Genomic DNA, 22,454 nt, shown 5'->3' with positions numbered 1-22,454 from the left:
ATTGTGGCGCAGTGACTTCTCCGCTACGCCGGCCGGCCTTTCGGTATTTTCTCGCCGGGCGGCTGGTTTCGCTGCTTGGTAGTTCGATGGCGCCGGTCGCGCTGGCGTTTGCGGTGCTGGACGCGGCGGGCGACCCGGCCGATCTCGGTATTGTGCTCGCCGCGCGGATGATCCCGATGCTGTGCTTCGTACTAATCGGCGGGGCGGTGGCTGATCGGTGGCCCCGGCGCACGGTGCTTGTTGCGGCCAACCTCGGTGGCGGGCTGACGCAGGGCGCGGTCGCGGTTGTGCTGATCACGGGCCACTACGATCTTCTGCTGATCGGTGCATTGAGCGCGGCCAACGGCGTACTGGATGCCTTCACCTCGCCTGCCCTTCGCGGATTGGTCCCGGAGCTCGTACCGGCAGATCAGCTGCGCAAGGCGAACGCGCTCCTCAGTTCAGTCCGCAACGCCACCAAGGTCATCGGGCCGGCGCTGGCCGGCGTACTGGTCGCCACCGCCGGCAGCGGCACGACGATCGCCGTTGATGCCGTCAGTTATGTACTCGCCGCCGCGCTCTTGGCACGACTGCCCGCGTCGCCGACGACCGCACCGCGCCGGTCAGACGTACTGGCTGGGGTTTGGCGCGGATGGGGTGAGTTTCGGCGGGTGCGGTGGGTGTGGGTGGTGACTGTGTCGTCGGCGGTGATGAATCTTGCCCAGGTGGGGGTCTGGCAGGTTCTTGGGCCGAGTCTTACCGGGCAGTCCGAGCTGTGGGGCGTCGTCTTGAGCGTACGCGGCGTCGGGCTGCTGGTGATGAGTGCGTTGATGTACCGCGTGGTTGTCCGGCGGCTGCTTGCCACCGGGCAACTGTTGAGTGGGCTCGGCGCGCTTCCGCTGTTCGCGCTTGGATTTGGTGTGCAACCTGGGTGGTTGCTGATCGCGGCCTTCGTGGCCGGGGTCGGATTCTCGGTCTCTGGTGTCGCGTGGGAGACGTCGCTGCAGGAACACGTCGATCGGGGAATGCTCTCCAGGATCTCGTCCATCGACGATCTGCTGTCGTTTGTGGCGATTCCGGTGGGGATGGTGGCGGTTGGGCCGTTGGCGGAGTTGTTCGGCGCCGGGCGGGTCGCGGTGGTTTCCGGGGTTTGTCATCTCTGTGCGGCTTGGAGTTCGCTGGGGTTCAAGGAGGTGCGGGTGCTCAAGAGCGTTTGAGGTTGGCGAGTTCGGTGCGGTTGGCGACTGAGAGTTTGGTGTAGATGTGGGCGAGGTGAGTTTTGACGGTGCCCCGGCTGATGAAGAGGCGGTCGGCTATTTGGGGGTTGGTCAGACCTTCCACGGCGAGGGCGGCCACCTGCTGTTCGGTGGGGGTGAGGCTCGGCCATCCGGATGACGGACGCCCACGAGCACCCCGAGACCGCCGCGCGTAGGCAACGGCCTCGTCAAGCGTGAGCACCGCGGACGGCTCACCGAGCGAGGCGGAAGACTGGTCGAGCGTTGGGCCGGGCCTGTCGGGTGTGAGCGACGCAGCAACGGGTAGGCCTAGGATTTGGCGAGCTTCGGCAGCGGCGGCAGCTAGACGGCTGGCGTCGGCGGGACGGTTGGTGTGGTCAGCCAGCAACGCGAGCGACTCCAGGCTGTCGATCAGGTACGTACGCAGGCCGTGCTCCACCCGGATCGTGAGTGCCTGGTGGAGCAGGTCAGCCGCCTGGTCCGGATGGTCCGCAATGGCAGCACGCCCCTGCTGGTCAAGGGCATCGGCAAGGATGCGCGGCAGGTCGTACCGGCGGGCTTGTTCGACCGCGCGTTCAAGCAGTTCGGATGCTTCATCAGGACGCCCCGTCGCCCGCAGCGCGGCCGCGACCGTCGGCATCAGCATCGTCGGTGCGAACGTCCCCGCCAGCGGGCTGTCCGGCGCGGTGTCGCGCGCCATCCACTCGATCGCCGCGTCGTACTCACCGCCCCAGAACGCGATCAGCCCCATCACCTGGCCAAGATTGGGTACGACCGCACCAGCCGTCTCCGCCAGCTCCAGCAGCGGCCGCATCAACTCGCGGGCATCATCGAGCCGGCCGACGCGTACGAGCACCGTCGCCAACTGTCCACGTGCCACCCCCACGCGATGAAAGTCGGCAAGCGGTTCGGCCGCGGCGAGTGCCCGCTCGGCGGTCGCAACCGCCTCCCGCGGTGAACCCGTGCTCAGCAAACTCTCCGACCACACCGTCAGCACAGTCGACGCGATCCCTCGCTCGCCGCTCGTGACCAGATCCTCCGCGACCAGCTCGAGCAACGGCCGGAGCTCGTCGTGCCGGTCACGAAGTGCGAGGAGTACGCATTGCAAGGCGATGTTCGAGTTCCTGGCCGCTTCGTCGCCGATGCCCTCCGCCAGCCGCCGCCCTTCGGCCGTGAGCTCCCACGCCTTCCCGAAATCAGTGAAGAACTCGCCAACCGCAACCAGCGCGAGAAAGAGCGATCGCAGCCGATCATCGCCCAACTCGGTCGCAAGCTCGAGTCCGCGACCGGCCGCGTCGTACCCGAACGGATCGACGGTATCCGCAACGGTCGCGTACCCGTACAGCAACCGGGCCTGCAGCAACGACCGATCATCCGGCACCCGTTCGATCGCCCGGCGCAGGTACCCGATGCCCTCGTTGCCGGTCGCCTGCAGGTTCCACAACCAGCGCAGCGCCGCGGCCAACCGCCGGCCGCGTTCCGGATCGGCCGCCGCCAGACCGTGTTCGAGGGCGGCGCGGAAGTTCTCCCGGTCCGGCTCGATCACCCTCCGCCAAGCGTCCCGATCCTTGTCCAGCAAGGGCTCCGCGACCTCAGCGACCTGCAGGTAGTGGTCCAGATGCCGGTCCCGAGCCGGGCCGGGATCGGTCAGCCGCGTACCGGCGTACTCGCGGATCGTCTCCAGCAACCGGTACCGGCCGCCCTCCGCGACGACAAGCGATTTGTCGACAAGCCGCGCGAGGATGTCGCGTACGCCGCCGCACACCGCCGTCGCCGCTTCCAGCGTGAACCCACCGGCGAAGACCGCGAGCTGCCGGAAGACTTCGCGTTCGTCGGCCGCGAGGAGGTCGTGGCTCCAGTCGATCGACGCGGCGAGCGTCTGCTGCCGGGCGGCGACGCCACGTACGTTCCTGGTCAGCAGGCCGAACCGGTCGCTGAGGCCGGCCTCGATCTGTTCCGGCGTGAGCGTACGCACCCAGGCGGCGGCCAGTTCGAGGGCCAGCGGCATGCCGTCCAGGCGAACGCAAATGGACCGGATCGCCTGCTCCGATTCGGGAAACTCCGCGCCGGCACGTTCGAGAAACAAGGCGCGGGCTTCGTCCGGGGCCAGGGCGGGTACGCGCCAGATCGCTTCGCCGGGCAGGTCCAGTGGTTCGCGGCTGGTTGCGAGTACGGAGATTTCTGGGCACCTGGTGTGCAGTGCGAGGACGAACTCGGCTACGCCGTCGATGATCTGTTCGCAGTTGTCCAGGCAGATCAGCGCGCGGTGCGTACGCAACTGCCCGAACAGCAGCCGGTCGCCGGGCTCGACGAGGAGCCCGATCGCGGAAGCGACGGCTTCCGGGAGTTGCGCGCTGTCGGTGACGCCGGCGAGGTCTACCCACCAGACGCCGTCGGGCCAGCGGTCGGCCAGCTCGGCCGCGGTCTGCGCGGCCAGGCGGGTTTTGCCGCTGCCGCCTGGCCCGGTCAGGGTGACGAGGCGATTGGCGGCGAGTTGGGTACGGAGGGCCGCGACCTGGGTCTGACGGCCGACGAAGCTGGTGAACATCACCGGCAGGTTGTTCGGGATGCCGTCGAGAGTGCGCAGCGGCTCGGCGGTCGCAGTCAGCTCGAAGATCCGCTCCGGAGATCCCAGGTCGCGCAACCGATGCACCCCGAGATCGGTGACATCCCAAGAACCTTCGGCCGCAGTTGTTGCGGTGAGCAACGTTTGGCCGGGGTTGGCGATCGCCAACAGGTGTTCGGCATGGCGGAGCGCGAGGGTTGCCGTCGGCGCGGTGTGCAGGGCGATCCGCAGCAGCTCACCGGCCGGTACGCGGGACGCCGCCGTACGCAGCTCCCGCGCCGCCCCGATCGCGACCACCACGTCGTCAAATCCGAGAACCGGCCGACCAGCTTCCAGCCGCTCCCCCGGCAACTCGGCGACCAGACCGGACAGCCGCTCGTACGCGGGCGCGCTGGCCGCGCCGACGTACGCCGCGATCAAAACCGTCACCCCGCGCATGCGGTCAGTCTGCCACTCGCCGGTTTGGGGTCGCCGTTGTCGACAGTATTCGCTACCCTCCGGGCAGGGGGTCGAGGAAGTGAGGAGCCGATGGCAGACACCGCACAAACCGACCACGGACGATTCGCACTGCCCACCAAGAACCTGCCCGCGCCGCAGGTTCGCGACCTGCCCGAGCCGCCCAGCAGCACCTGGAAGATCATCGGCCCCGGCATGGTCGGCGCCGGCGTCGGGCTCGCCTCGGGTGAGTTCATCCTCTGGCCGTACATCTCCAGCCAGGTCGGCCTGGTGTTCCTCTGGGGCGCCGTCGTCGGCGTCGTGATCCAGTGGTTCCTGAACATGGAGATCGAGCGGTACACGCTGGCCACTGGTGAGACCGCGTTGACCGGCTTCAACCGGTACGGGAAGCACTGGGGCCTGTTCTTCGCGATCATGACCTACTTCGCGAACCTCTGGCCCGGCTGGGCGACGAGCTCCGCGAGCATGCTCACGTACTTGTTCGGCGGCGGCGACCCGCGCTGGATCGCGATCGGGATGCTGCTGCTGATCGGCGCGATCCTGACCTTCGCCCCGGTCGTGTACGTGATGCTGGAACGGCTGATCGCGGTGAAGATCGCGGCCGTCGCGCTGCTGGTCGTGCTCGCGCTGGTGTTCGCGATCCGCGGCAAGACGTACGGTGCGCTCGGCGACGCGGTGACGAATCCGCAGTTCCCCGCGGAACAGCTCGGGTTCGCCCTGGTGATGGGCGCGATCGCGTACGCGGGTGCCGGCGGCGGGCAGAACCTGGTGCAGAGCAACTGGATTCGCGACAAAGGCTTCGGCATGGGCGTGCACGTGCCGCGGCTGACCTCGCCGGTGACCGGTGAGACCGAGGCCGATCCGACCGCGAACGGCTACACCTTCACGCCCGACGACGCGAACCTGGCCCGCTGGAAGCGCTGGTGGAAGTTCGCGAACATCGAGCAGGCGGCGACCTTCGTCGCGATCACCGTGCTGACGATCGCGTTCACGTCGATGCTTGCCCACGCCACCCTGTTCGGCGACCCGAACGTCAAGAACAACATCGGCTTCCTGAAGATCGAAGGCACCACCCTGCAGACCCTGGTCGGCGGCTGGTTCGGCTACCTGTTCTGGGCGATCGGCGCGTTCTCGCTGTTCGCCGCGGCCGCCGGGATCGTCGACTACACGTCCCGGCTGACCTCGGACATGATCAAGGCCCGGTACCTGCGGACCTCCCGCATCACCGAGTCCAAGCTGTACTTCTGGCTGGTCTGGGGGCTGGTTGCCTTTGGCATCATCGTGCTGCTCGCCGGTCTCACCCAGCCGCTGGTGCTGCTCGTCATCTCCGCGTGTACGGCGGGCACGATGATGTTCGTCTACTCCGGTCTGCTCTGGTGGATGAACTCGCGGGCGCTGCCGCACGCGATCCGGATCCCGACCTGGCGCTCGGCGGTGCTGTGGTTCTCGTTCCTGGCGTTCGGCTGCCTGGCCGTGTTCACGATCATCGACCAGGTGAAGAAGCTCTAGGCCCCCCAGTCGGGCACAACCCGGTTCACTCAGAACCGGGTTGTGCCCGGCGCGACTCAGGACTGGGTTGGGACCACCCGCACGTAGGCGACCGCTGCGTCCTCGGCCTCCGTGCGGCGTACGACCGGCGCCCCGGCGCGATCCCGGACTGTGCGGTAGACGTCAACCGAGGCGTTCAGCGCGCGCCAGCAGTCCTCGCGGTCGGCGATCGCGACAGTCGCGCGCAGTTCCGGTACGAGCTCCGGCGCCAGCGTTTCGAGGCGGCGTACGCCGGCCGGGCGGGACGTACGCCCGTACGCGGCCAGTGGTGCGAGTGCGGCCGATCGGATCATGCCAAGAGCATCGATCGCCTCGAACAGTTCACCGCGCTCGATCTTCACCGCGGTGTAGTGCACCCAGACCCAGACCCGGTCCTCGATCCACTGCGGATCGACCTGCGGCCACTCGGCGGCCGACTCCTTGAAGACGTGGTCGATGCTGTCGTCGCGCTGCCACAGTACGACGCCGTCCTCGACCCGGGTTCGAAGGTCGTCCACCGTGACGAACTTCAGATCGACGTGCACCGGCGGCGGGCCGTACAAGGCGATCAGCAGCCGCGGTTCGCCGACATGTTCCCCGGTGAAGCCCGCCAGCAACTTCCCGGCGCGCCCGGCGAACTCCTTCGCCTCCGCGAGGCATGCCGCTTGTCCCGCGGGCGTGCACACCAGCACGAGATCGAGGTCCGAGAACTCGTCGCCGGTACCGGTCGCGACCGAACCACCGGCGATGACGGCAACGATCCGGGCATCCCGCTCGGCCTCCGCCACCACACTGCCCGCCAGCTCCCGCAGGTGCTCCGGCACCTGAACGCCGACCATGCTCATACATCCTCCTTGAATCAGGCCAGCAGGCCAGAATTGCACACCAGCCAGCCCCAAGGCGAACGACTTACCGGGGGATGCCGCACCTCGCAAACAGCTGTGCGGCGAGGATGGTTGCCGGGTGCCCCAAACCGGTTTGGGGTAGGTGCTGCGCGGGGATATCCGCTCGCGTTGTGGGTTCTCCACTCGTGTACCGGTGGAGAACCCACAACAGCAGTGGATATTCACCGGTGTTTGGGCGAGTGAGTTAGCGGTGGGGGCCGTAGGGTTCGGGGGCGCCGGTGGTGGTGGTGAAGAGGGAGTAGACGGAGGTGGTCGCGGTGAGGAACAGGCGGTTGCGTTTCGGGCCGCCCCAGGTGAGGTTGCTGACGGTTTCGGGGACGAGGAGCTTGCCCAGCAAGGTGCCGTCGGGGTGGTACACGTGCACGCCGTCGGCAGCTGACGCCCACACCCGGCCTTGGGTGTCGAGCCGGATGCCGTCGAAGAGCCCGTTGCCGCACTCGGCGAACAGCTCACCGCCGGTCAGCCGGTCGCCGTCGACAGTGAAGACGCGGATCGTACGCTCGGCGGAATCGGTGATGTAGAGCAACGATTCGTCCAGCGAGAACGCCAAGCCGTTCGGGCGATTGAAGTCGTCCGCGACGCGGGTCAGCCGGCCGTCCGGCGCAACTCGGTAGACATGGCAACCACCGGTCTCGATCTCGCCCTTGTACCCCTCGTAGTCGGAGTCGATCCCGTACGCCGGGTCGGTGAACCAGACCGAGCCGTCGCGCTTCACCACGACATCGTTCGGGCTGTTCAGCCGCTTGCCGTCGTACTCGTGAGCGAGCACGGTGATGCCGCCGTGGTGCTCGGTCCTGGTCACACGACGGTTGCCGTGCTCACAACTGATCAGGCGGCCCTCGGTGTCGCGGGTGTGGCCGTTCGTGTTCCCGGCCGGCTGGCGGAAGACGGAGACCTGGTACGACGTCTCGTCCCAGCGCAGCATGCGGTCGTTCGGGATGTCGCTCCAGAGCAGGTACCGGCCGGACGGTGAGTACACCGGTCCTTCGAGCCAGCGGCCGCCGGTCCACAACCGCTCCAGCCGGCTGTCACCGCGGACCCCGTCGAACCGGTCGTCGAGCTTCTCCCACACCGCGGGTGCGGTACCGGCCAACGGCTCGGGAATTCCCGTCATCACGACTCCTCGCGAACTCGGCTGCACGCTTTCCCGCCGAGCCTATGTTGCCGGGCCGGTTGTCGCGCCAGTTGCCGCCGGTTGCCGCCGGTTGGCGCCGTTTGGCGGGGCGGATCTCGCGCCGGTTGGACCTCTGGTTAGGGAGGATTGGCGCGGCGCCGCAACGGGGGCGCTGAGTACGGCGCCTCAAGTGATCGTGATGTGGAGACATCCCCTTGAAGCTTGACACCGTTCGTGAACAGAAGGCGATCGAGAATCTCACCAGCAGGCTGACCGAAACCTTCGCCGACCTACATACTCCCGAAGACATCGAATCCGCGATCCGCACCGCCCGAGACACCTTCGAAGGCGACCCGGTCCGCGACTACGTACCGATCCTGATCGAACGCATAGTCAGAGAAGAACTCACTCCCAAACCCACACCCCAAACCCCAGAAGACCGCAAGGCCAAGTGGACCAGACCGGCAGTAGCTCTGGAGGCGGGCACCACCGCAGAGAGTCCGGGCAGCACCATCCCAGACGACGCAAATGCACCGGGCGCCGAAGGAGCGGCGGCTGGTGGTGGAGCCGAGCGGTCGGCGGCTGGTGGTGGAGCCGAGCAGCTGCCCGTCGCTTCAGCGGGTGGTGGAGCGGCCGGGGGTGGGTCGCTGGTTGATGTGTTGGAGGGCTGGCGGCGGAAGGCGGTGGTGCTTCCGGCGGCGGTTGCTGGGGTGCTGGTTTTGGCGACCGTGGCGACCGTGGTGGTGGTGCGGAACAGTGGGGACGTGCAGGCTCAGACGGCGCCCGGGGTGGTGACGGTTGGTGGGGTGGTCGGGTCGGAGAAGCGGGGGTTTTTTGCGGACCCGGAGGTGCAGGCGGTGCTGGCCAAGCACGGGCTGGCGGTGAAGGTTGATACCGCGGGGTCGCGCGAGATCGCCACCTCGGTCGACCTCGGGAAGTACGACTTCGCGTTTCCGTCCAGTACGGTCGCGGCCGAGCGCATCCTGCAGCCGGCGCCCGGCCGGCCGGCCGTCAGCGGCAAGAAGTACGCCGTGTTCTCGTCACCGCTGGCCATCGCCACCTTCCAGCCGATCGTCGACCTGCTGTCCGCGACCGGCATCGCCCGGAAAGTGAACGGCACCTGGTACTTCGACGTCCGCAAGTACGTCGACCTCGCGAAGGCCAACTGGCGCTGGACGAACATCCGCGGCAACACCACCTACCCGGTGAACAAGCGGATCCTGATCACCACCACCGACCCGCGGACCTCGAACTCGGCGGCGATGTTCCTCTCGATCGTCAGCTACGTCGCCAACCACAACACCGTCGTCCAGAGCCCGGCGGACGAACGGAAGGTGCTGCCCCTGGTCGCGCCGCTGTTCGTGAACCAGGGTTACACCGACAGTTCTAGCGAAGGCCCGTTCGACGACTACCTGTCGCTCGGCATGGGCAAGTCGCCGATGGTGAACATCTACGAAGCACAGTTCGTCGACGCCGCCGTACAGCACAAGCTGAAACCCGGCATGGTGCTGATGTACCCGTCGCCGACCGTGCAGTCCAAGCACACCCTGATCTCGCTGAACCCGAACGGCGAGAAGCTCGGTGACCTGCTGTCGACCGATCCGGAGCTGCAGGAGCTGGCCGCGAAGCACGGTTTCCGTACTGCCGACGAGACCCAGTTCGCGGGCGTCGTCAGCCGGTACCAGGTCCCGGTGGCGAAGGACGTGATCGACGTAGCCGACACGCCGACGTACGACACGCTCGAACACCTGCTCGACGCGGTCGGCAAGTCCTACCGCTGAACCAGCCACGCGTGCCGCCCGGGCGCGGAATCCGGGCGGCGACGCTGTGTGGTGTGAGGAACACCCTGTCTCCAGGACGGCCGGTTGACCCTAGACTCGGGCCAGCCGAAGGGAGCAGTCGTGTCCGACCGCAAGCAGATCACCAAGGTGCTGGTGGCCAACCGGGGCGAGATCGCCGTCCGGGTGGTCCGGGCCGCCGCCGACGCGGGGCTGGGCAGTGTCGCCGTGTACGCCGACCAGGACCGCGACGCACTGTTCGTCCGGCTCGCGGACGAGGCGTACGCGCTCGACGGCTCCACGCCGGCCGACACCTACTTGAACATCACCAAGATCCTGGACCTGGCGGCCCGCTCCGGCGCGGACGCGGTGCACCCGGGGTACGGGTTCCTGGCCGAGAACGCCGAGTTCGCCCAGGCCGTACTGGATGCCGGCCTGATCTGGATCGGCCCGCCGCCGTCGGCGATCGACTCGCTCGGCGACAAGGTCAAGGCCCGGCACATCGCGGACAAGGTCGGCGCGCCGCAGGTCCCCGGTACGCCGGACCCGGTCGCCGGTGCCGACGAGGTGGTCGCCTTCGCCGAGCAGTACGGCCTGCCGATCGCGATCAAGGCGGCGTACGGCGGTGGTGGCCGCGGCATGAAGGTGGCCCGGACGATCGCCGAGATCCCCGACCTGTTCGAGTCGGCGACCCGTGAGGCAGTCAGCGCGTTCGGGCGGGGCGAGTGTTTCGTCGAGCGGTACCTGGACCAGCCGCGGCACGTCGAGACCCAGTGCCTGGCCGATGCCCACGGCAACGTTGTCGTGGTGTCGACGCGGGACTGTTCGCTGCAGCGCCGGTACCAGAAGCTGGTCGAGGAAGCGCCGGCGCCCTTCCTCACCGACGAGCAACTGGAGACGCTGTACTCGGCGTCGAAGAAGATCCTGCGCGAAGCCGGGTACGTCGGCGCGGGTACCTGTGAGTTCCTGGTCGGGCAGGACGGGATGATCTCGTTCCTCGAGGTCAACACCCGGCTGCAGGTCGAGCACCCGGTGTCCGAGGAGGTCACCGGGCTGGATCTGGTGCGGGAGATGTTCCGGATCGCCCAGGGCGAAGAGCTCGGGTACGACGATCCGGAGGTGTCCGGGCATTCGATCGAGTTCCGGATCAACGCCGAGGATGGCGGGCGTGGGTTCCTGCCGGCGCCCGGCACGCTGACCCGGTGGCACGCGCCGTCCGGGCCGGGGATCCGGCTGGACGGTGGGTACGACCAGGGCGAGACGGTGCCGGGTGCGTTCGACTCGCTGGTCGCGAAGCTGATCGTCACCGGGCGGGACCGGACGCAGGCACTGGAACGGTCCCGGCGGGCGCTCCGCGAGTTCGTCGTGGAGGGGATGCCTACTGTGATCCCGTTCCATCAGGCGGTGGTGTCGGATCCGGCGTTCGTCGGGACCGATGGGTTCCGGGTGCACACGCGGTGGATCGAGACCGAGTTCGACAATCAGCTCGCGCCGTACGACGGGCCGGTCGCGGAGACGGCTGAGGACGCCGAGCGGGAGAAGCTCACGGTCGAGGTCGGCGGGAAGCGGCTCGAGGTCGTACTGCCGGCCGGGCTGGGCGCGCTTGCCGGTGCTGGCGGTGCGGCTGGTGGCGGTGCTGCCGGCGGCGGGGCGCGGAAGAAGCCGGCGCGGCGGGCCGGTGGGTCGAAGGGTTCGGCCGCTTCGGGTGATTCGCTGACGTCGCCGATGCAGGGCACGATCGTGAAGATCGCGGTCGAGGAAGGCGCCACGGTCGCCGAGGGCGACCTGATCGTCGTGCTCGAGGCGATGAAGATGGAACAGCCGCTGAACGCCCACAAGGCAGGAACAGTCACCGGCCTCACCGCCGAGGTAGGCGCCACGGTCTCCGCCGGCGCCCCCATCTGCGAAATCAAGGACTGAGAGGAGCGGGGGTGCCACGAAAGCGTGGCACCCCCGGTTCCGGTCAGTAGGTGAGGGTGCCGCTTACCTGGTAGCCGGTCTTGCCTGTTTTCGGGTGCAGGAGCATGACGAAGCAGGTTCCCTTGGGGACGTTGGTGGCGAGGGTTTGGGTGGCGCCCGGCTTGCTGAACAGCTGGACGTCGCCCAGGTCATGCCCGCCCTCGCACTCCTCGATCAGTACCTCGGTCGCCTTCGGCAACGTGCTCAGCTGCAAGGTGACAGCCCCGCCCTTTGCCACGTACGCCCCGCCGGTGCTCCAGTCCTTGCTGGTCAACAGATGCGTGTACGGCTGACCGCCCTTCGCGGCCGCCGCCTGCGGCGTGACCGGTGCCGCCTGCGCCGCAACCGGCCCGCCCACCAGCGCCGCCGCCATCACCGCAACCGCACCGACCCGCATCCAGCTCTTCATCATCCATCCTCCATTGCATACTGGGTATTTAGATACCGAGTATGCAGCAACCGAGGGTCACTGGTCCAGCGACCCGCGCAACTGGCATAGTCCGCAGGTTATGAACCCAACCGTCGCGGAATCCTGGGCAACGATCGTCGACTGGCTGAAAACCAACCTCCCGTCAGCGCTGGAGCACCTCCAGCCACCGGCGACCGGAGCCGACCTCACCGCCCTACGCACCGCGATGGGCCGCCGCCTCCCGAACGACCTGATCGCCTGGCTCACCCTGAACAACGGCTTCGCTCGGACGACGAGCTTCGGCAGTCTGATCCCGGTCCTGTACGTACCGATGTCCACCACCGAAATGCTCCGCGACCGGGACATGCTGCGCCGCATCTGGTCCACGATGGACGTGCCGATCGAGGATGGACCGGCCGGTACGCCGTCCTTCCCCTGGCTGGACGAGTTTCTGCCGATCTCGCGGGCGTCGCGGACGGGGTGAACGGGGGCGGGTCGGGAGGGTGGACGGCGTACGTCGACGAGGGCTACCTTCAGTGGGATTTTGACTAGCACCTGTGCGGCCCGGGGTGCGGCGCGCGGATTGACAGACAGTTCTCAGGTTGAGGCGGTAGGTTCCGTGCAGACATTCCGGTGAGGAGGGTTCCTGCATGTCCAAGAAGACCCATCAGCAGCAGTTGGCGGCGCGCAAGGCCAAGCGGCAGGCCGAGCGGGACGCGGAGCACCGCCGGCAGCGGCGGAATCTCGCCATCACGATCACGGCGGTCGCCGCGGTGGTCGTGGTGATCGTCGGGGTCTTCGTGGTGGTCGGGAACGGTGACAGCAACAAGCCGGCCGCCGCCGCGGGTCAGCCGTCCGACACGCCGTCGGGCGCGGATCAGTCGGCGGCCGGGCCGGACAACAAGCCGGCCAGCATCCCGACCGCGCTGGCGCCGGCCCCGAAGCGGCCGAAACCGCTCGCGGCCGAGGTGAGCTGCACGTACAAGAAGTCCACCGAACCGGCGAGCAAGAAGGTGAACCCGCCGGCCGACGGGATGACGAAGGCGTCCGGGACGACGAAGGTCAGCATGAACACGTCGATCGGCGATCTGCAGCTCAACCTGGACAGTGCGCTGGCGCCGTGTGCGGTGAAGAACTTCCTCAGCCTGGTCGGGCAGAAGTACTTCGACAACACCAAGTGCCACCGGTTGACGGTCGGCGAGGGGTTGCAGGTGCTGCAGTGCGGCGACCCGACCGGCACTGGATCGGGCGGTCCGGGGTACAGCTTCAACGACGAGGTGTTCCCGACGCTGAAGTACGGGCGCGGAACGCTCGCGATGGCGAACGCCGGCGCGAACACCAACGGCAGTCAGTTCTTCATCGTGTACGGAGATGCATCCGGGTTGACCCCTCAGTACACGGCCTTCGGGACGATCGACGCGCCAAGCCTGAAACTGATCGACAAGGTCGCGGAAGCAGGCGTCACACCACAGAACGGACCGCAGGACGGCACGCCGATCATCCCGGTAGACATCAAAACAGCAACTGCCGCGGCCTGAGTCAGGCGAGCAGGTGGTACTTGGAGCGGGGCCAGGCCAGCAAGGCGTGTACTTGGGTGATGCCGGACTGCTGGAGTAGTTCGACTGAGCCTTCGCGGAACTTGTAGAGGTTGGTGGCCGGGTCCCGCTGGGTGGTCCAGGTGTAGTCGGCGTACGCCTGCATCGCCTTGCGATACCGGGAATCGGGAACGACCGAATCCAGGATCAACAGGTTCTTGAACCAGATCGAGTTGAACGCCGCGCCTTGTTTCGCGAGGATCTCCGGGGTGTTGTAGAACGCCAGCGACGCATTCGCCACCGACTTCGCGTCCCGCAGGTACTTCGCGTCACCCGTTGCCTTGAACAACAAAACCCCGGCGCCGAGCATCACGCCCTGGTTGTAACTCCACTGCGTCTTCTCGACCTTTCCGGCCAGGTCGATGTGGTCCCAGTACAGACCGTTCGGCGCGAGCATGCAGTCCTGCGCCCACTTGTACATCCGCTGCGCCCAGGTCAGGTACGACCGGTCACGCGTCAGCAGGTACAAATGCGCTCCGAGCTCGGCGCCCGGCCCGTTCGAGATCGTGTTCCGGTCCTGGCTCCACGGCGCCTGGGTCCAGTACACGCCGCCGGCGCACGGATGCGACGGGTCCGTGTCCCAGCCGTGTACGACGAGCGCGAAGATGTCCTTGGCGCGAGCGAGCGCGGCGCGATCACCGGTCCGCTTGTACCGCTGGATCAGGTTCAGCCCGATCCACTCGTTGTCGTCGTAGAACTTGTCGCCGCCCTGACCATTGGGCGGCCGGACGTACGAGTCGTACCCGGTCGGCGTGGTCCCGGCGTTCCAGTAGAACTCGTACGCGGCCAGCCGCCGGTCGGCCTCCGCGGAACCAGCCCGGCCCGCGCCCGGTACGCCGGCCAGGTCCTCCGCGGCGATCGCGGCCTGCGAATACGGCCAGACGTACGAGTACGGGTTGGACTGCGTGTTCGGGTACTCCTCGAGCAGCAGGCCCTTGCCCTGCGTCGAAGTACTTGTTGATGGCGTCGTACGAGGCCCGCGCCCGCGCCGCGGCGGCCGGATCAGTCCCCGAACCGGCGTCGGCACTGGCCAGATTCAGGCTCCCGAGAACGGCGACCGCGAGCACTCCCGCGGCCAGACGAGTTGATATACCAAATTTCCTGCGCATCGACCTGCTCCTCCTGGGCGGTGGCGGTTGACAGCGATGTCAAGGTTCTAACCGGCCCGGGGATACGGCGTCAATGGCTCAACGAGAAGCCGTTTCGTCAACGTCGATTGGTATATCAAGTGCCCGCGCCGGGAAGCTGATCCAGCCGGACCGGAGGTGCAGCCGAATCCGCACCTGATCGGCGCTCAGCACCCGCGTCCCCTTCGAGCCGACCGCCTGGATCGTCAGCGCCCGGCCGCCACCCGGACCCACGCCGGTGCGCTTCAGCACCCGCAAGCTGCGGATCGATCCGACATCGAACGTCGCCTGCAGGTCGGCCGCGGACCGGGTCACGGTCCAGGTGACGTTGGGGTTGCCGTTTCGCGGGTACCCGTCCCAGCCGTCCGCTTTGAGCAGTTGGTACGGCGCGTCGCCGGCCGCCGTCGCGCCGCCGTTCGAGGACGAGAACTCCGCGATGATCGGCTTCCCGTTGTACAACCGGATCTGCCCGGCGGTCGCCGCGATCGCGTTGTTCGTCGACGTTTCCTCCGAGTCGTACCCGCCGTACACCTGGCAGGAGGTGGTGTCGCACAGGTCGTACGCGCGGCTCGAAGCGCGGTTCCGGTGGTACACGGAATAGGTGCGGGCGGCAACGGCTTGGGCTTGCAGCGCGGCCGGTTTCCAGCTGGTGATGGCTTCGCGCGGTACGACGCCGCGGAGGTAGTACTCCAGCGACAAGACGTTCACGGTGTCGAGATGGGTGCCGGAGACATCGATCGCACGAAGCGCGCCGCGGTACTTGCGTACGGCACCACTCGGCAGCACCAGGCCGATCACGGGCGCGCCTTCGAACTGCGCCATCCCGGTGAACGTCTTGTAGAGCGTCCATTTCTTCGTCTTCGCGTCGTACGAGCTGAGCTTGGTGCCGTGCTCACCGTTCGGGTCGATCGACCACTGGTTCATCGTCGTTGCCCTAGGCAAGGTATAGACCTTGCCGGTGGCAAGCGATCGGACCTGCAGGCCGCTGACCGCGCCGACCCGGACGCCATCGGTCGTGTCGGCGCTGATCCGGACCCGGATGCTGCCGGTCGCCTTCGCGGTCGTCGTCCCCGGGTAGTAGAAGTCCAGGATCTGCTTGACCGACTTGCCGGCGATCGCCGCGCCCTGCGCGCCGTACTGCGACATCCCGCGGCCGTGCCCGAAGCCGCGGCCCGCGATCGTGGTGGCCGCGTCGGCGGTGGCGGCCGGATCGATCTCGCGGGCCTGCGCGGTCGCGCTGATCACCGTGGACGACAGGACGATGGCGGCGATCCCGCGTTTCCTCATGATGCTCTCCCGTACACAAGACTGACTTGACGGCTGCGGCGGTCCCAGACGAGCCAGCCGCGCTGAAACTTCTGCCGGGAACCGCCCGGCACCTCGTACGCGTCGGTGATCGGCAGTCCGAGCCGGGCACTGCCCGCGCCGAGCCGCCGGTACCTGGTCCGGAACGCGCCCGCGGTGGAATGCGGGCCGGCGGCAACGGAATAGAAGACGTCCCGGGCGGCGAAGTACGTCGCCCAGCCGGTACGCGTCGGGTGCTCGCCCCAGAACGGCTGGCCGACGGTCCGGAAGCCGATCCGCCGCGCGTACTGGTAGATCGGGGTACTGAAACTGCCGCTCATCAACGTGTTCACGCGCTGCTTGAGCCAGCCGAGTCTGTTGTACAGCTGGGTTCCCGGGCAGTCGGTCGCCTTGGTGTCGCGGTGCCCGGACACGGTGTGCAGGCGGCTGCCGTCGAGGACGATCGTCGCCAGCGGTGAGCGGTAGTTCGCGTCCAGTTTCCAGGCGATCAGGCGGGCGGTGGATTCCAGCATCACCGGCGGTGGCGCGACCTTGTCGAAGTTCCCGATCAGCGCGACGCCGAACGAGTTCGAGTTGAAGGAGGCGGTGTGCGCGCCGAGCACCGGCCATTGCGCACCACCGGCGCGACCCTCGAAGATCCGGCCGAACCGGTCGATCAGGAAGTTGTAGCCGACATCGCACCAGCCGCGACTCTTCACGTGGTACGTGTAGATCGCCCGCATCATCGCCGCGACCTGCGTACGCGTGTAGTCGTTGCGATCGGCGGTGTGGTGCACGAAGGCTGCTTGCACAGTGGTGGTGTACTTCGGTCGTACGCAATCGGCGCCGTTGTGCGCGCGGAGCCGCTCGTCGGCACCCCAGCGGCGACGGCTGACCATCAACGGCATCGGGTACGGCGCCCGGCTCGCCTCGGGCTCGATCGCCTGCGCGCCCGGGTCGGGATCTGCATCAGTTGCCAATACACCTGGCTGAATCAGGACGACCTTCGCACCCTCGATCGTCGTACCGGCGGTGGTGACCGCGCTCGCCTCGACACCCGTGGCGTCACCGACCCATAACGGTTCGGTACCACCGCGCTGGATTCCTTCGGAAACCAATGGATCTGGGCCGTGCCCGTCCTCGACCCGCAAGGTCTGCCAGGTCGTCCACTGCCCGGCGCGCTCGACGCGGATCTTGGCGACCACACCGTGCACGCCCTCCGGCCAGGTGACGCCGACCATTCCGTACGGCTTGGTCTCGGCCTGCACGGACGGTCCGTCGAGCGGAATCTCTTCGTACGTTGGGTTCTCGGCCTGGACCGGTGCGGGCGCGCTGGGCATCGGCGATGCGGCCGGGGCGTGGGGTGACGGGACCAGAGCAGCCGCCGTGAGGACGAGCGGGAGCAGTCGCGCGGTCTTGCCCATGAACAGCCTTCCGGCGGGGGTAGGACGGACGCTGGGCGGCGCGGCTCCTCGATTATGCGTTGCTGGGCACCGCTTTCCCGGCATTTCGGCCCGATCGGTCACCCTGCGTGGCGTCCGCGGCTTGAGGGATTGGATAGGCTCGGTCCAAAGAGCCCCCGAGAGAGGCCCGACATGACACTCATCCTGATCATCGCCGTGGTGGTGATCGCGGTTCTGGCGTACCGGTCGTACCGTCGGACCCAGCTGCAGAGCAAGCAGCAGCACGAGATCACCGCTGCCGAGCTGGAGGCGGTGAAACGGACCGCCGACGAGGACATCACCCGGTTCGGCGAGGAACTGCAGGACCTCGACCTGGAGATGGTCGGCAAGGACCTCGGCGACGGCGCGCGGCAGGACTACCAGCGCGCGCTGGACGCCTACGAGTCCGCCAAGCAAGCGGTCGGCGAAGTCACCCAGGCCGACCAGATCAAGCACGTGATCGAGATCCTCGAGGACGGGCGCTACGCCGCGGCCTGCGTGAAGGCCCGGGTGAACGGTGAGCCGCTGCCGCAGCGCCGGCCGGCCTGCTTCTTCAACCCGCAGCACGGCCCGTCCGTCGTCGACGTGATGTGGTCACCGCCGAGCGGTGCACCGCGCGAAGTGCCGGCCTGCGCCGCCGACGCCGAGCGCGTCCGGGCGGGCGCCGAGCCGGACGTCCGCAAGGTCATGGTCGGCCCGCAGCGCGTTCCGTACTGGGAGGCCGGTCCGGCGTACTCGCCGTACGCGCAAGGTCTGTTCGGTGGCCTCGGCGGCGTGATGACCGGCATGTTCATCGGCACCGCGCTCGGCGGCATGTTCGCCGGCGGTGGCTACGGTGACTACGCGGCCGGTTACCAGGACGGCATGGCCGACGGCGGCGACGGTGGTGGCGGCGACGGCGGAGACGGTGGCGACGGGGGCGGCGACTTCAACCCCTTCGACGGCGGCGACGGCGGCGGCTTCGACTTCGGCGGCGACTTCTGATCGATTGACGCGGCCCCGGTAACCAGGTGGTTACCGGGGCCTTGTCATGTGGTCAGTCGGTCACTCGGTCACTGGGTCACTCGCCGAAGAGCGGGGGCTGTCCCTCGGCGGTGGCAAGGAAGTACACCGGGTCCTTGAACGTACCCGGCACCTGGCCGAGGCCCTTGATCACCGTGGCAGTTCCGTTGGCGTGACCTACGGCGTACAAGAACGCGGTGCCGGTGTCCTTGTCGATTGCCGTCAGCAACGTACCCTGCGTACCGCACTTCTCGGCGACCAGCGACTCGAACTTCTGCCAGGTGGACGTCCGGACCTGCTTGACGATCGGCTTCATCGGCGACGTCCGCGGAATCCGGATCGTGTACAGCGCGCCGCCGCGGGTGTTCGCGAGGAACGTGTCGTACGTCTGCGTCTCGCTGATCAGCGCCATCGTCTTGACCGCGGTGAAGCCGGACGCGACCTCACGGCGCCCCTTGACCCAGCGGTACAGGTCCCCGCTGCCACCCTTCAGGCCGTACATCGCGCTGGCCGTCACCGTCGAGCCGGGCGCCTTCTGCCAGAACGACTCCTCCACCGTGGTGAAGTTGCCCCAGCCGGAGCCGATCTTGGTCAGGCCCTTCGGCGGCGCGCCGGACAGGTCGGAGTAGAACGCCGAGTAGAGCGTGTCGTTCAGGATGACCAGGCCGGTCGAGGTCGAGCCGGCCGGTACCTCGAGCGCGGTGGTCCAGGTCGAACTCGCCTTCGTGATGCCCGCGGTGAACAAGTGCGGTCCCTTGCCGCGCGTCGCGGTCGGCGGCGCGGTGGCGGTCGCCGTCGTACCCGCAAAATCGCCGGCACTGGTGATCGATCCGGCAGTCACCTGACAGGCGGCGCTGACCGCAGTGGCGGTCGTGGTCGCGGCGCCGGCTGTGGTGGTGGCAATGGCCGGGCTGCCCGGCGCGGCAGCCAAACCACCGAGCAGCAGCGCCGCGGCCGCGGACACTCGTTTGAGCTTCATAGGAATCCCCTTCGGAAGTTGTCTTCGCATCAGCTAGATACGGTACAGACCGGAAAAGTTGTCATTCACCATTGCGCGGTGGGGCGTCGTCGCGGGTCCAGCGCGCCACCACCGGGTCCTTGAACGTCCCCGGGATCCGGCCAAGTCCCTGAATCACGGTCGCGGCGCCTTTCGCATGCCCGACCGCGTACAAGTACGCCGCCCCGGTGTCCCGATCGATTGCCGTCAGCAACGTGCTTTGCGTACCGCACCGCTCGCCCACCAACGTCTCGAACCCCGCCCAGCCGGCCGATCGCACCTTCGTCACCACCGGCTTCAACCGCGTATCCGCCGGAATGCGAATCGTGTACAGCGCCCCACCCCGGGTCGTCGCGAGAAAGGTGTCGTACGTCCTCGTCTCACTGATCAACGTCATCGCCTTCACCGCGGAGAACCCGGCGTACTGCTTCGGGTTCTTCCAACTGGTCCAGCGAAACAGCAGACCGTCGTTGCGCATCCCGTACCGGGCGGTGCGCAACGTACGCCCCGATCCCCAGACGGACTGCTCAACCATCGTGAACCTGTCCCAGCCCCCACCCACCGGATTCGGGTACACGTACAACTGCCCAGTCATCTCGTCATACCCATACGAAACCTGATACAGCCTCGACCCCAACACCACGTACGCATCCGTCGCCCCCGCATCCCACCGCCAGGTAGAACTGATCCGCGCCACCCCCGCCCCAAACAAATGCGCCCCACCCACAACCTTCGAGGCCACGGGCTTCCCAGCCGTGACGTAGGTATCAACCACATCCCCCCGCCCCGAAACCCCCTCCAACTGCACCTTGCACACCCCCGCAGCCTTAGCAGCCGCATCAGTCCGAGCAGCCGCAACCACCCCCGGCGTCCCCGCCGCACCCACCAACCCAGCCCCCACCACAGCCAGCCCAACAGCACCGACCCCAACCGCCGCCAATTTCCCCAAGGAACCCTTCACACCACCCCCGATGCACCCCCACCCCCAAAAGTTGCGCCCTCACACCCCGCTTTGAGAACCCACCAGGCATTTCCCGGCGACCAAAACACGCGGCAGCTTCCCAAAGGCGCCCTGCACAGGGCTGGGTCGTCGGCAGGGCGACAGGAGGTGTGGGCGCTTGAGGTGCGTACGTGAGCGTGCGTAGTCGGACCGCGCACCACTAGTGGACGTATACGTACAGTCCAGGCACGCGAATGCTGCTCTTCAGTTGCGGAGGTGGAGGCGGCGGGCGGCTTCGGCTATGGAGCCGGTGATGGAGGGGTAGACGGTGAAGGATTGGGCTACCTGGTCGACGGTGAGGCGGGCGCCTACGGCCAGGGAGATGGGGTGGATGAGTTCGCTGGCTCGGGGGGCCACGACGACGCCGCCGACCACGATTCCCGTGTTCGGGAGGCAGAAGAGTTTGACGAAGCCGTCTCGGACGCCCTGCATTTTGGCTCGGGCGTTGTCGGCCAGCGGGACCTTGACGACGAGGGCGGTGCTGCCGCCGGCGTCGACTACCGCCTGGGTCAGGCCGACGGTGGCGATTTCGGGGGCGGTGAAGACGTTGGCGGAGACTGTTGACTGGTCCAACGGTGTGACGGCGTCGCCGAGGGCGTGGGCCATCGCGATCCGGCCCTGCATCGCGGCGACGGACGCGAGCATGAGTACGCCGGTGCAGTCGCCCGCCGCGTACACCCCGCGCGCGGTCGTCCGTGACACCCGGTCGACCTGGACGAAGCCGCCGTCGGTGAGCGACACGCCCGACTCGACCAGGTTCATGTCATCGGTGTTCGGGAGGGAGCCGACCGCGAGCAGCGCGTGCGATCCCTCGACCGTACGGCCGTCCGTGAGCGTCACCACAACCCCGTCGCCCCGGCGCTGCACTGACTCGGCTCGCGACTTGCTCAGTACGGTCAACCCGCGCCGCTTGAACACGTCCTCCAGCACCGCCGCTGCGTCCGCGTCCTCGCCAGGCAGCACCCGGTCCCGCGACGACACCAGGACCACATCGCTGCCGAGCGCGTCGTACGCGCTCGCGAACTCGGCGCCGGTCACACCCGACCCGACCACGATCAGCCGCTCCGGCAGCTCGGAGAGCTCGTAGACCTGCTCCCAGGTGAGGATCCGCTCGCCGTCCGGCTCGGACCCCTTGAGGATGCGAGGCCTTGCCCCGGTGGCGATCAGCACCACGTCGGCGTCCAGCCGCTCGTCGCCGACCACCACGGTTTCGGGGCCGTCCAGCCGCCCCCGGCCCTGGATCACCCGCACCTTGTCCCGGTCCAGCCGGCGACCGATGCCGGAGGACTGGGCGGCGGCCAGCGCCTTGACCCGTTGGTTGACGACGGAGAGATCGACACGCACGGAGTTGGCCGGATCCTCGTCGCCATCGTCCAGCCGGACACCGAGCTCGCCCGCCTCCTCCACCTCCGTCATCACTTCGGCGGTGGCGATCAGCGTTTTGCTCGGTACGCAGTCGGTGAGCACCGCGGAACCGCCGATTCCGCCGGAATCGACAACCGTCACCTCCCCGCCGAGTTGGGCGGCCGCACTCGCCGCTTCGTACCCGCCTGGACCGCCTCCGATGATCACAACTCGCGCCACGGGAGGCCATTGTTCCGTATCCTCTGATTCCGTGAACCTGTACGCCGCGTTTGCGTCGAATCTGGACCCGAACCTGATGGCCGAGCGGTGCCCGTACTCGCCGCTGCGTGGGACCGGCTGGATCACCGGCTGGCGGCTCACGTTCGGCGGCGAGGAGCTCGGTTGGGAGGGCGCGATGGCGACCGTGGTCGAGGACCCGGCCGACCCGTCCAACCAGGTCTTCGTCGCGCTGTACGACGTGCACCCGAAGGACGTCGAGCGGCTGGACGAGTGGGAATGGATCGACCAGGGCGTGTACCGGAAGATCCAGGTCCGCGTACAGACCCTGGACGGCGAGCAGCTGGCCTGGATGTACGTGCTGAACGCCTACGAGGGCGGACTGCCCTCCGCGCGCTACCTGGGCATTCTCGCCGAGGCGGCCGAGGCCGCGGGCGCCCCGGACGACTACGTCGCCGACCTGCGCTCCCGCCCGTGCCAGTCGTCCGGTCATTAGAG

18 protein-coding genes are annotated in these 22,454 nt (G+C 67.8%); 8 read left to right on the top strand and 10 right to left on the bottom strand.

Annotated elements, in window-relative coordinates; genetic code table 11:
* The first annotated feature begins 11 nt into the window (after positions 1–11).
* Complete coding sequence (locus ABD260_RS27565) at positions 12–1,196, top strand: MFS transporter (protein WP_344237929.1); 1,185 nt, start codon at positions 12–14, stop codon at positions 1,194–1,196.
* On the opposite strand, the gene ABD260_RS27560 is transcribed toward ABD260_RS27565, so the two are convergent.
* Complete coding sequence (locus ABD260_RS27560; RefSeq protein ID WP_344237928.1) at positions 1,183–4,218, bottom strand: helix-turn-helix transcriptional regulator; 3,036 nt, start codon at positions 4,216–4,218, stop codon at positions 1,183–1,185. The genes ABD260_RS27565 and ABD260_RS27560 overlap by 14 nt on opposite strands.
* A gap of 90 nt (positions 4,219–4,308) precedes the next feature.
* Here ABD260_RS27560 and ABD260_RS27555 point away from each other — a divergent pair, with 90 nt between their 5' ends.
* Positions 4,309–5,745, top strand: a complete 1,437-nt coding sequence (locus ABD260_RS27555; RefSeq protein ID WP_344237927.1) for an Nramp family divalent metal transporter — start codon at positions 4,309–4,311, stop codon at positions 5,743–5,745.
* A 56-nt stretch (positions 5,746–5,801) separates the two neighbouring features.
* On the opposite strand, the gene ABD260_RS27550 is transcribed toward ABD260_RS27555, so the two are convergent.
* A complete protein-coding gene (locus tag ABD260_RS27550) occupies positions 5,802–6,608 on the bottom strand; it encodes a nucleotidyltransferase domain-containing protein (RefSeq protein WP_344237926.1) in 807 nt (268 codons plus the stop codon).
* Positions 6,609–6,852: 244 nt separating this feature from the next.
* Positions 6,853–7,782 carry an SMP-30/gluconolactonase/LRE family protein gene (locus tag ABD260_RS27545; protein WP_344237925.1) on the bottom strand — a complete coding sequence of 310 codons (930 nt, stop codon included), beginning with the start codon at positions 7,780–7,782 and terminating at the stop codon, positions 6,853–6,855.
* Between the two features lie 215 nt (positions 7,783–7,997).
* On the opposite strand from ABD260_RS27545, the gene ABD260_RS27540 reads away from it, so the two are divergent.
* Together ABD260_RS27540 and ABD260_RS27535 are read left to right on the top strand one after the other, a co-directional pair.
* On the top strand, positions 7,998–9,563 hold the full coding sequence (locus ABD260_RS27540; protein WP_344237923.1) for a three-helix bundle dimerization domain-containing protein: 1,566 nt from the start codon (positions 7,998–8,000) through the stop codon (positions 9,561–9,563).
* 120 nt (positions 9,564–9,683) lie between these two features.
* Positions 9,684–11,480 (top strand): acetyl/propionyl/methylcrotonyl-CoA carboxylase subunit alpha, encoded by a 1,797-nt coding sequence (locus tag ABD260_RS27535; RefSeq protein ID WP_344237921.1) that lies wholly within the window; start codon positions 9,684–9,686, stop codon positions 11,478–11,480.
* A 43-nt stretch (positions 11,481–11,523) separates the two neighbouring features.
* Here the strand turns inward: ABD260_RS27535 and ABD260_RS27530 are convergent, their stop codons facing one another.
* Positions 11,524–11,931: a hypothetical protein gene (locus ABD260_RS27530; protein ID WP_344237919.1), complete on the bottom strand. Its 408-nt coding sequence runs from the start codon at positions 11,929–11,931 to the stop codon at positions 11,524–11,526.
* A gap of 97 nt (positions 11,932–12,028) precedes the next feature.
* Between ABD260_RS27530 and ABD260_RS27525 the strand changes: the two genes are divergently transcribed.
* Both ABD260_RS27525 and ABD260_RS27520 read left to right on the top strand, forming a co-directional pair.
* Entirely contained in the window at positions 12,029–12,412 is a 384-nt protein-coding gene (locus tag ABD260_RS27525; protein WP_344237917.1) for an SMI1/KNR4 family protein, read from the top strand.
* Between the two features lie 166 nt (positions 12,413–12,578).
* Positions 12,579–13,466, top strand: a complete 888-nt coding sequence (locus ABD260_RS27520; protein ID WP_344237915.1) for a peptidylprolyl isomerase — start codon at positions 12,579–12,581, stop codon at positions 13,464–13,466.
* Position 13,467: 1 nt separating this feature from the next.
* Here the strand turns inward: ABD260_RS27520 and ABD260_RS27515 are convergent, their stop codons facing one another.
* The 3 genes from ABD260_RS27515 to ABD260_RS27505 form a co-directional block, all read right to left on the bottom strand.
* Positions 13,468–14,550, bottom strand: a complete 1,083-nt coding sequence (locus ABD260_RS27515) for a glycoside hydrolase family 76 protein (RefSeq protein WP_344237914.1) — start codon at positions 14,548–14,550, stop codon at positions 13,468–13,470.
* Between the two features lie 160 nt (positions 14,551–14,710).
* Complete coding sequence (locus tag ABD260_RS27510; RefSeq protein ID WP_344237912.1) at positions 14,711–15,937, bottom strand: SpoIID/LytB domain-containing protein; 1,227 nt, start codon at positions 15,935–15,937, stop codon at positions 14,711–14,713.
* The gene (locus ABD260_RS27505; RefSeq protein ID WP_344237910.1) at positions 15,934–17,358 is read right to left on the bottom strand and encodes an N-acetylmuramoyl-L-alanine amidase; all 1,425 of its coding nucleotides are present in this window, start codon (positions 17,356–17,358) and stop codon (positions 15,934–15,936) included. Before ABD260_RS27505 ends, ABD260_RS27510 begins: the two co-directional genes overlap by 4 nt.
* A gap of 171 nt (positions 17,359–17,529) precedes the next feature.
* Here ABD260_RS27505 and ABD260_RS27500 point away from each other — a divergent pair, with 171 nt between their 5' ends.
* Positions 17,530–18,360, top strand: coding sequence for a hypothetical protein (locus ABD260_RS27500; protein WP_344237908.1), 831 nt, complete (start codon positions 17,530–17,532; stop codon positions 18,358–18,360).
* Between the two features lie 76 nt (positions 18,361–18,436).
* On the opposite strand, the gene ABD260_RS27495 is transcribed toward ABD260_RS27500, so the two are convergent.
* From ABD260_RS27495 to ABD260_RS27485, 3 genes are all read right to left on the bottom strand, one after another.
* On the bottom strand, positions 18,437–19,357 hold the full coding sequence (locus tag ABD260_RS27495; protein WP_344237906.1) for a hypothetical protein: 921 nt from the start codon (positions 19,355–19,357) through the stop codon (positions 18,437–18,439).
* 61 nt (positions 19,358–19,418) lie between these two features.
* Positions 19,419–19,970, bottom strand: coding sequence for a hypothetical protein (locus tag ABD260_RS27490; RefSeq protein WP_344237904.1), 552 nt, complete (start codon positions 19,968–19,970; stop codon positions 19,419–19,421).
* 609 nt (positions 19,971–20,579) lie between these two features.
* The gene (locus tag ABD260_RS27485) at positions 20,580–21,959 is read right to left on the bottom strand and encodes an NAD(P)H-quinone dehydrogenase (RefSeq protein WP_344237902.1); all 1,380 of its coding nucleotides are present in this window, start codon (positions 21,957–21,959) and stop codon (positions 20,580–20,582) included.
* A gap of 31 nt (positions 21,960–21,990) precedes the next feature.
* Between ABD260_RS27485 and ABD260_RS27480 the strand changes: the two genes are divergently transcribed.
* The gene (locus ABD260_RS27480; RefSeq protein ID WP_344237900.1) at positions 21,991–22,452 is read left to right on the top strand and encodes a gamma-glutamylcyclotransferase; all 462 of its coding nucleotides are present in this window, start codon (positions 21,991–21,993) and stop codon (positions 22,450–22,452) included.
* Positions 22,453–22,454 lie beyond the last annotated feature (2 nt).

Origin of the sequence: Kribbella hippodromi, from assembly GCF_039531045.1 — a bacterium.
Classification (GTDB): domain Bacteria; phylum Actinomycetota; class Actinomycetes; order Propionibacteriales; family Kribbellaceae; genus Kribbella; species Kribbella hippodromi.
This window is presented reverse-complemented; position numbering and strand designations above follow the sequence as displayed.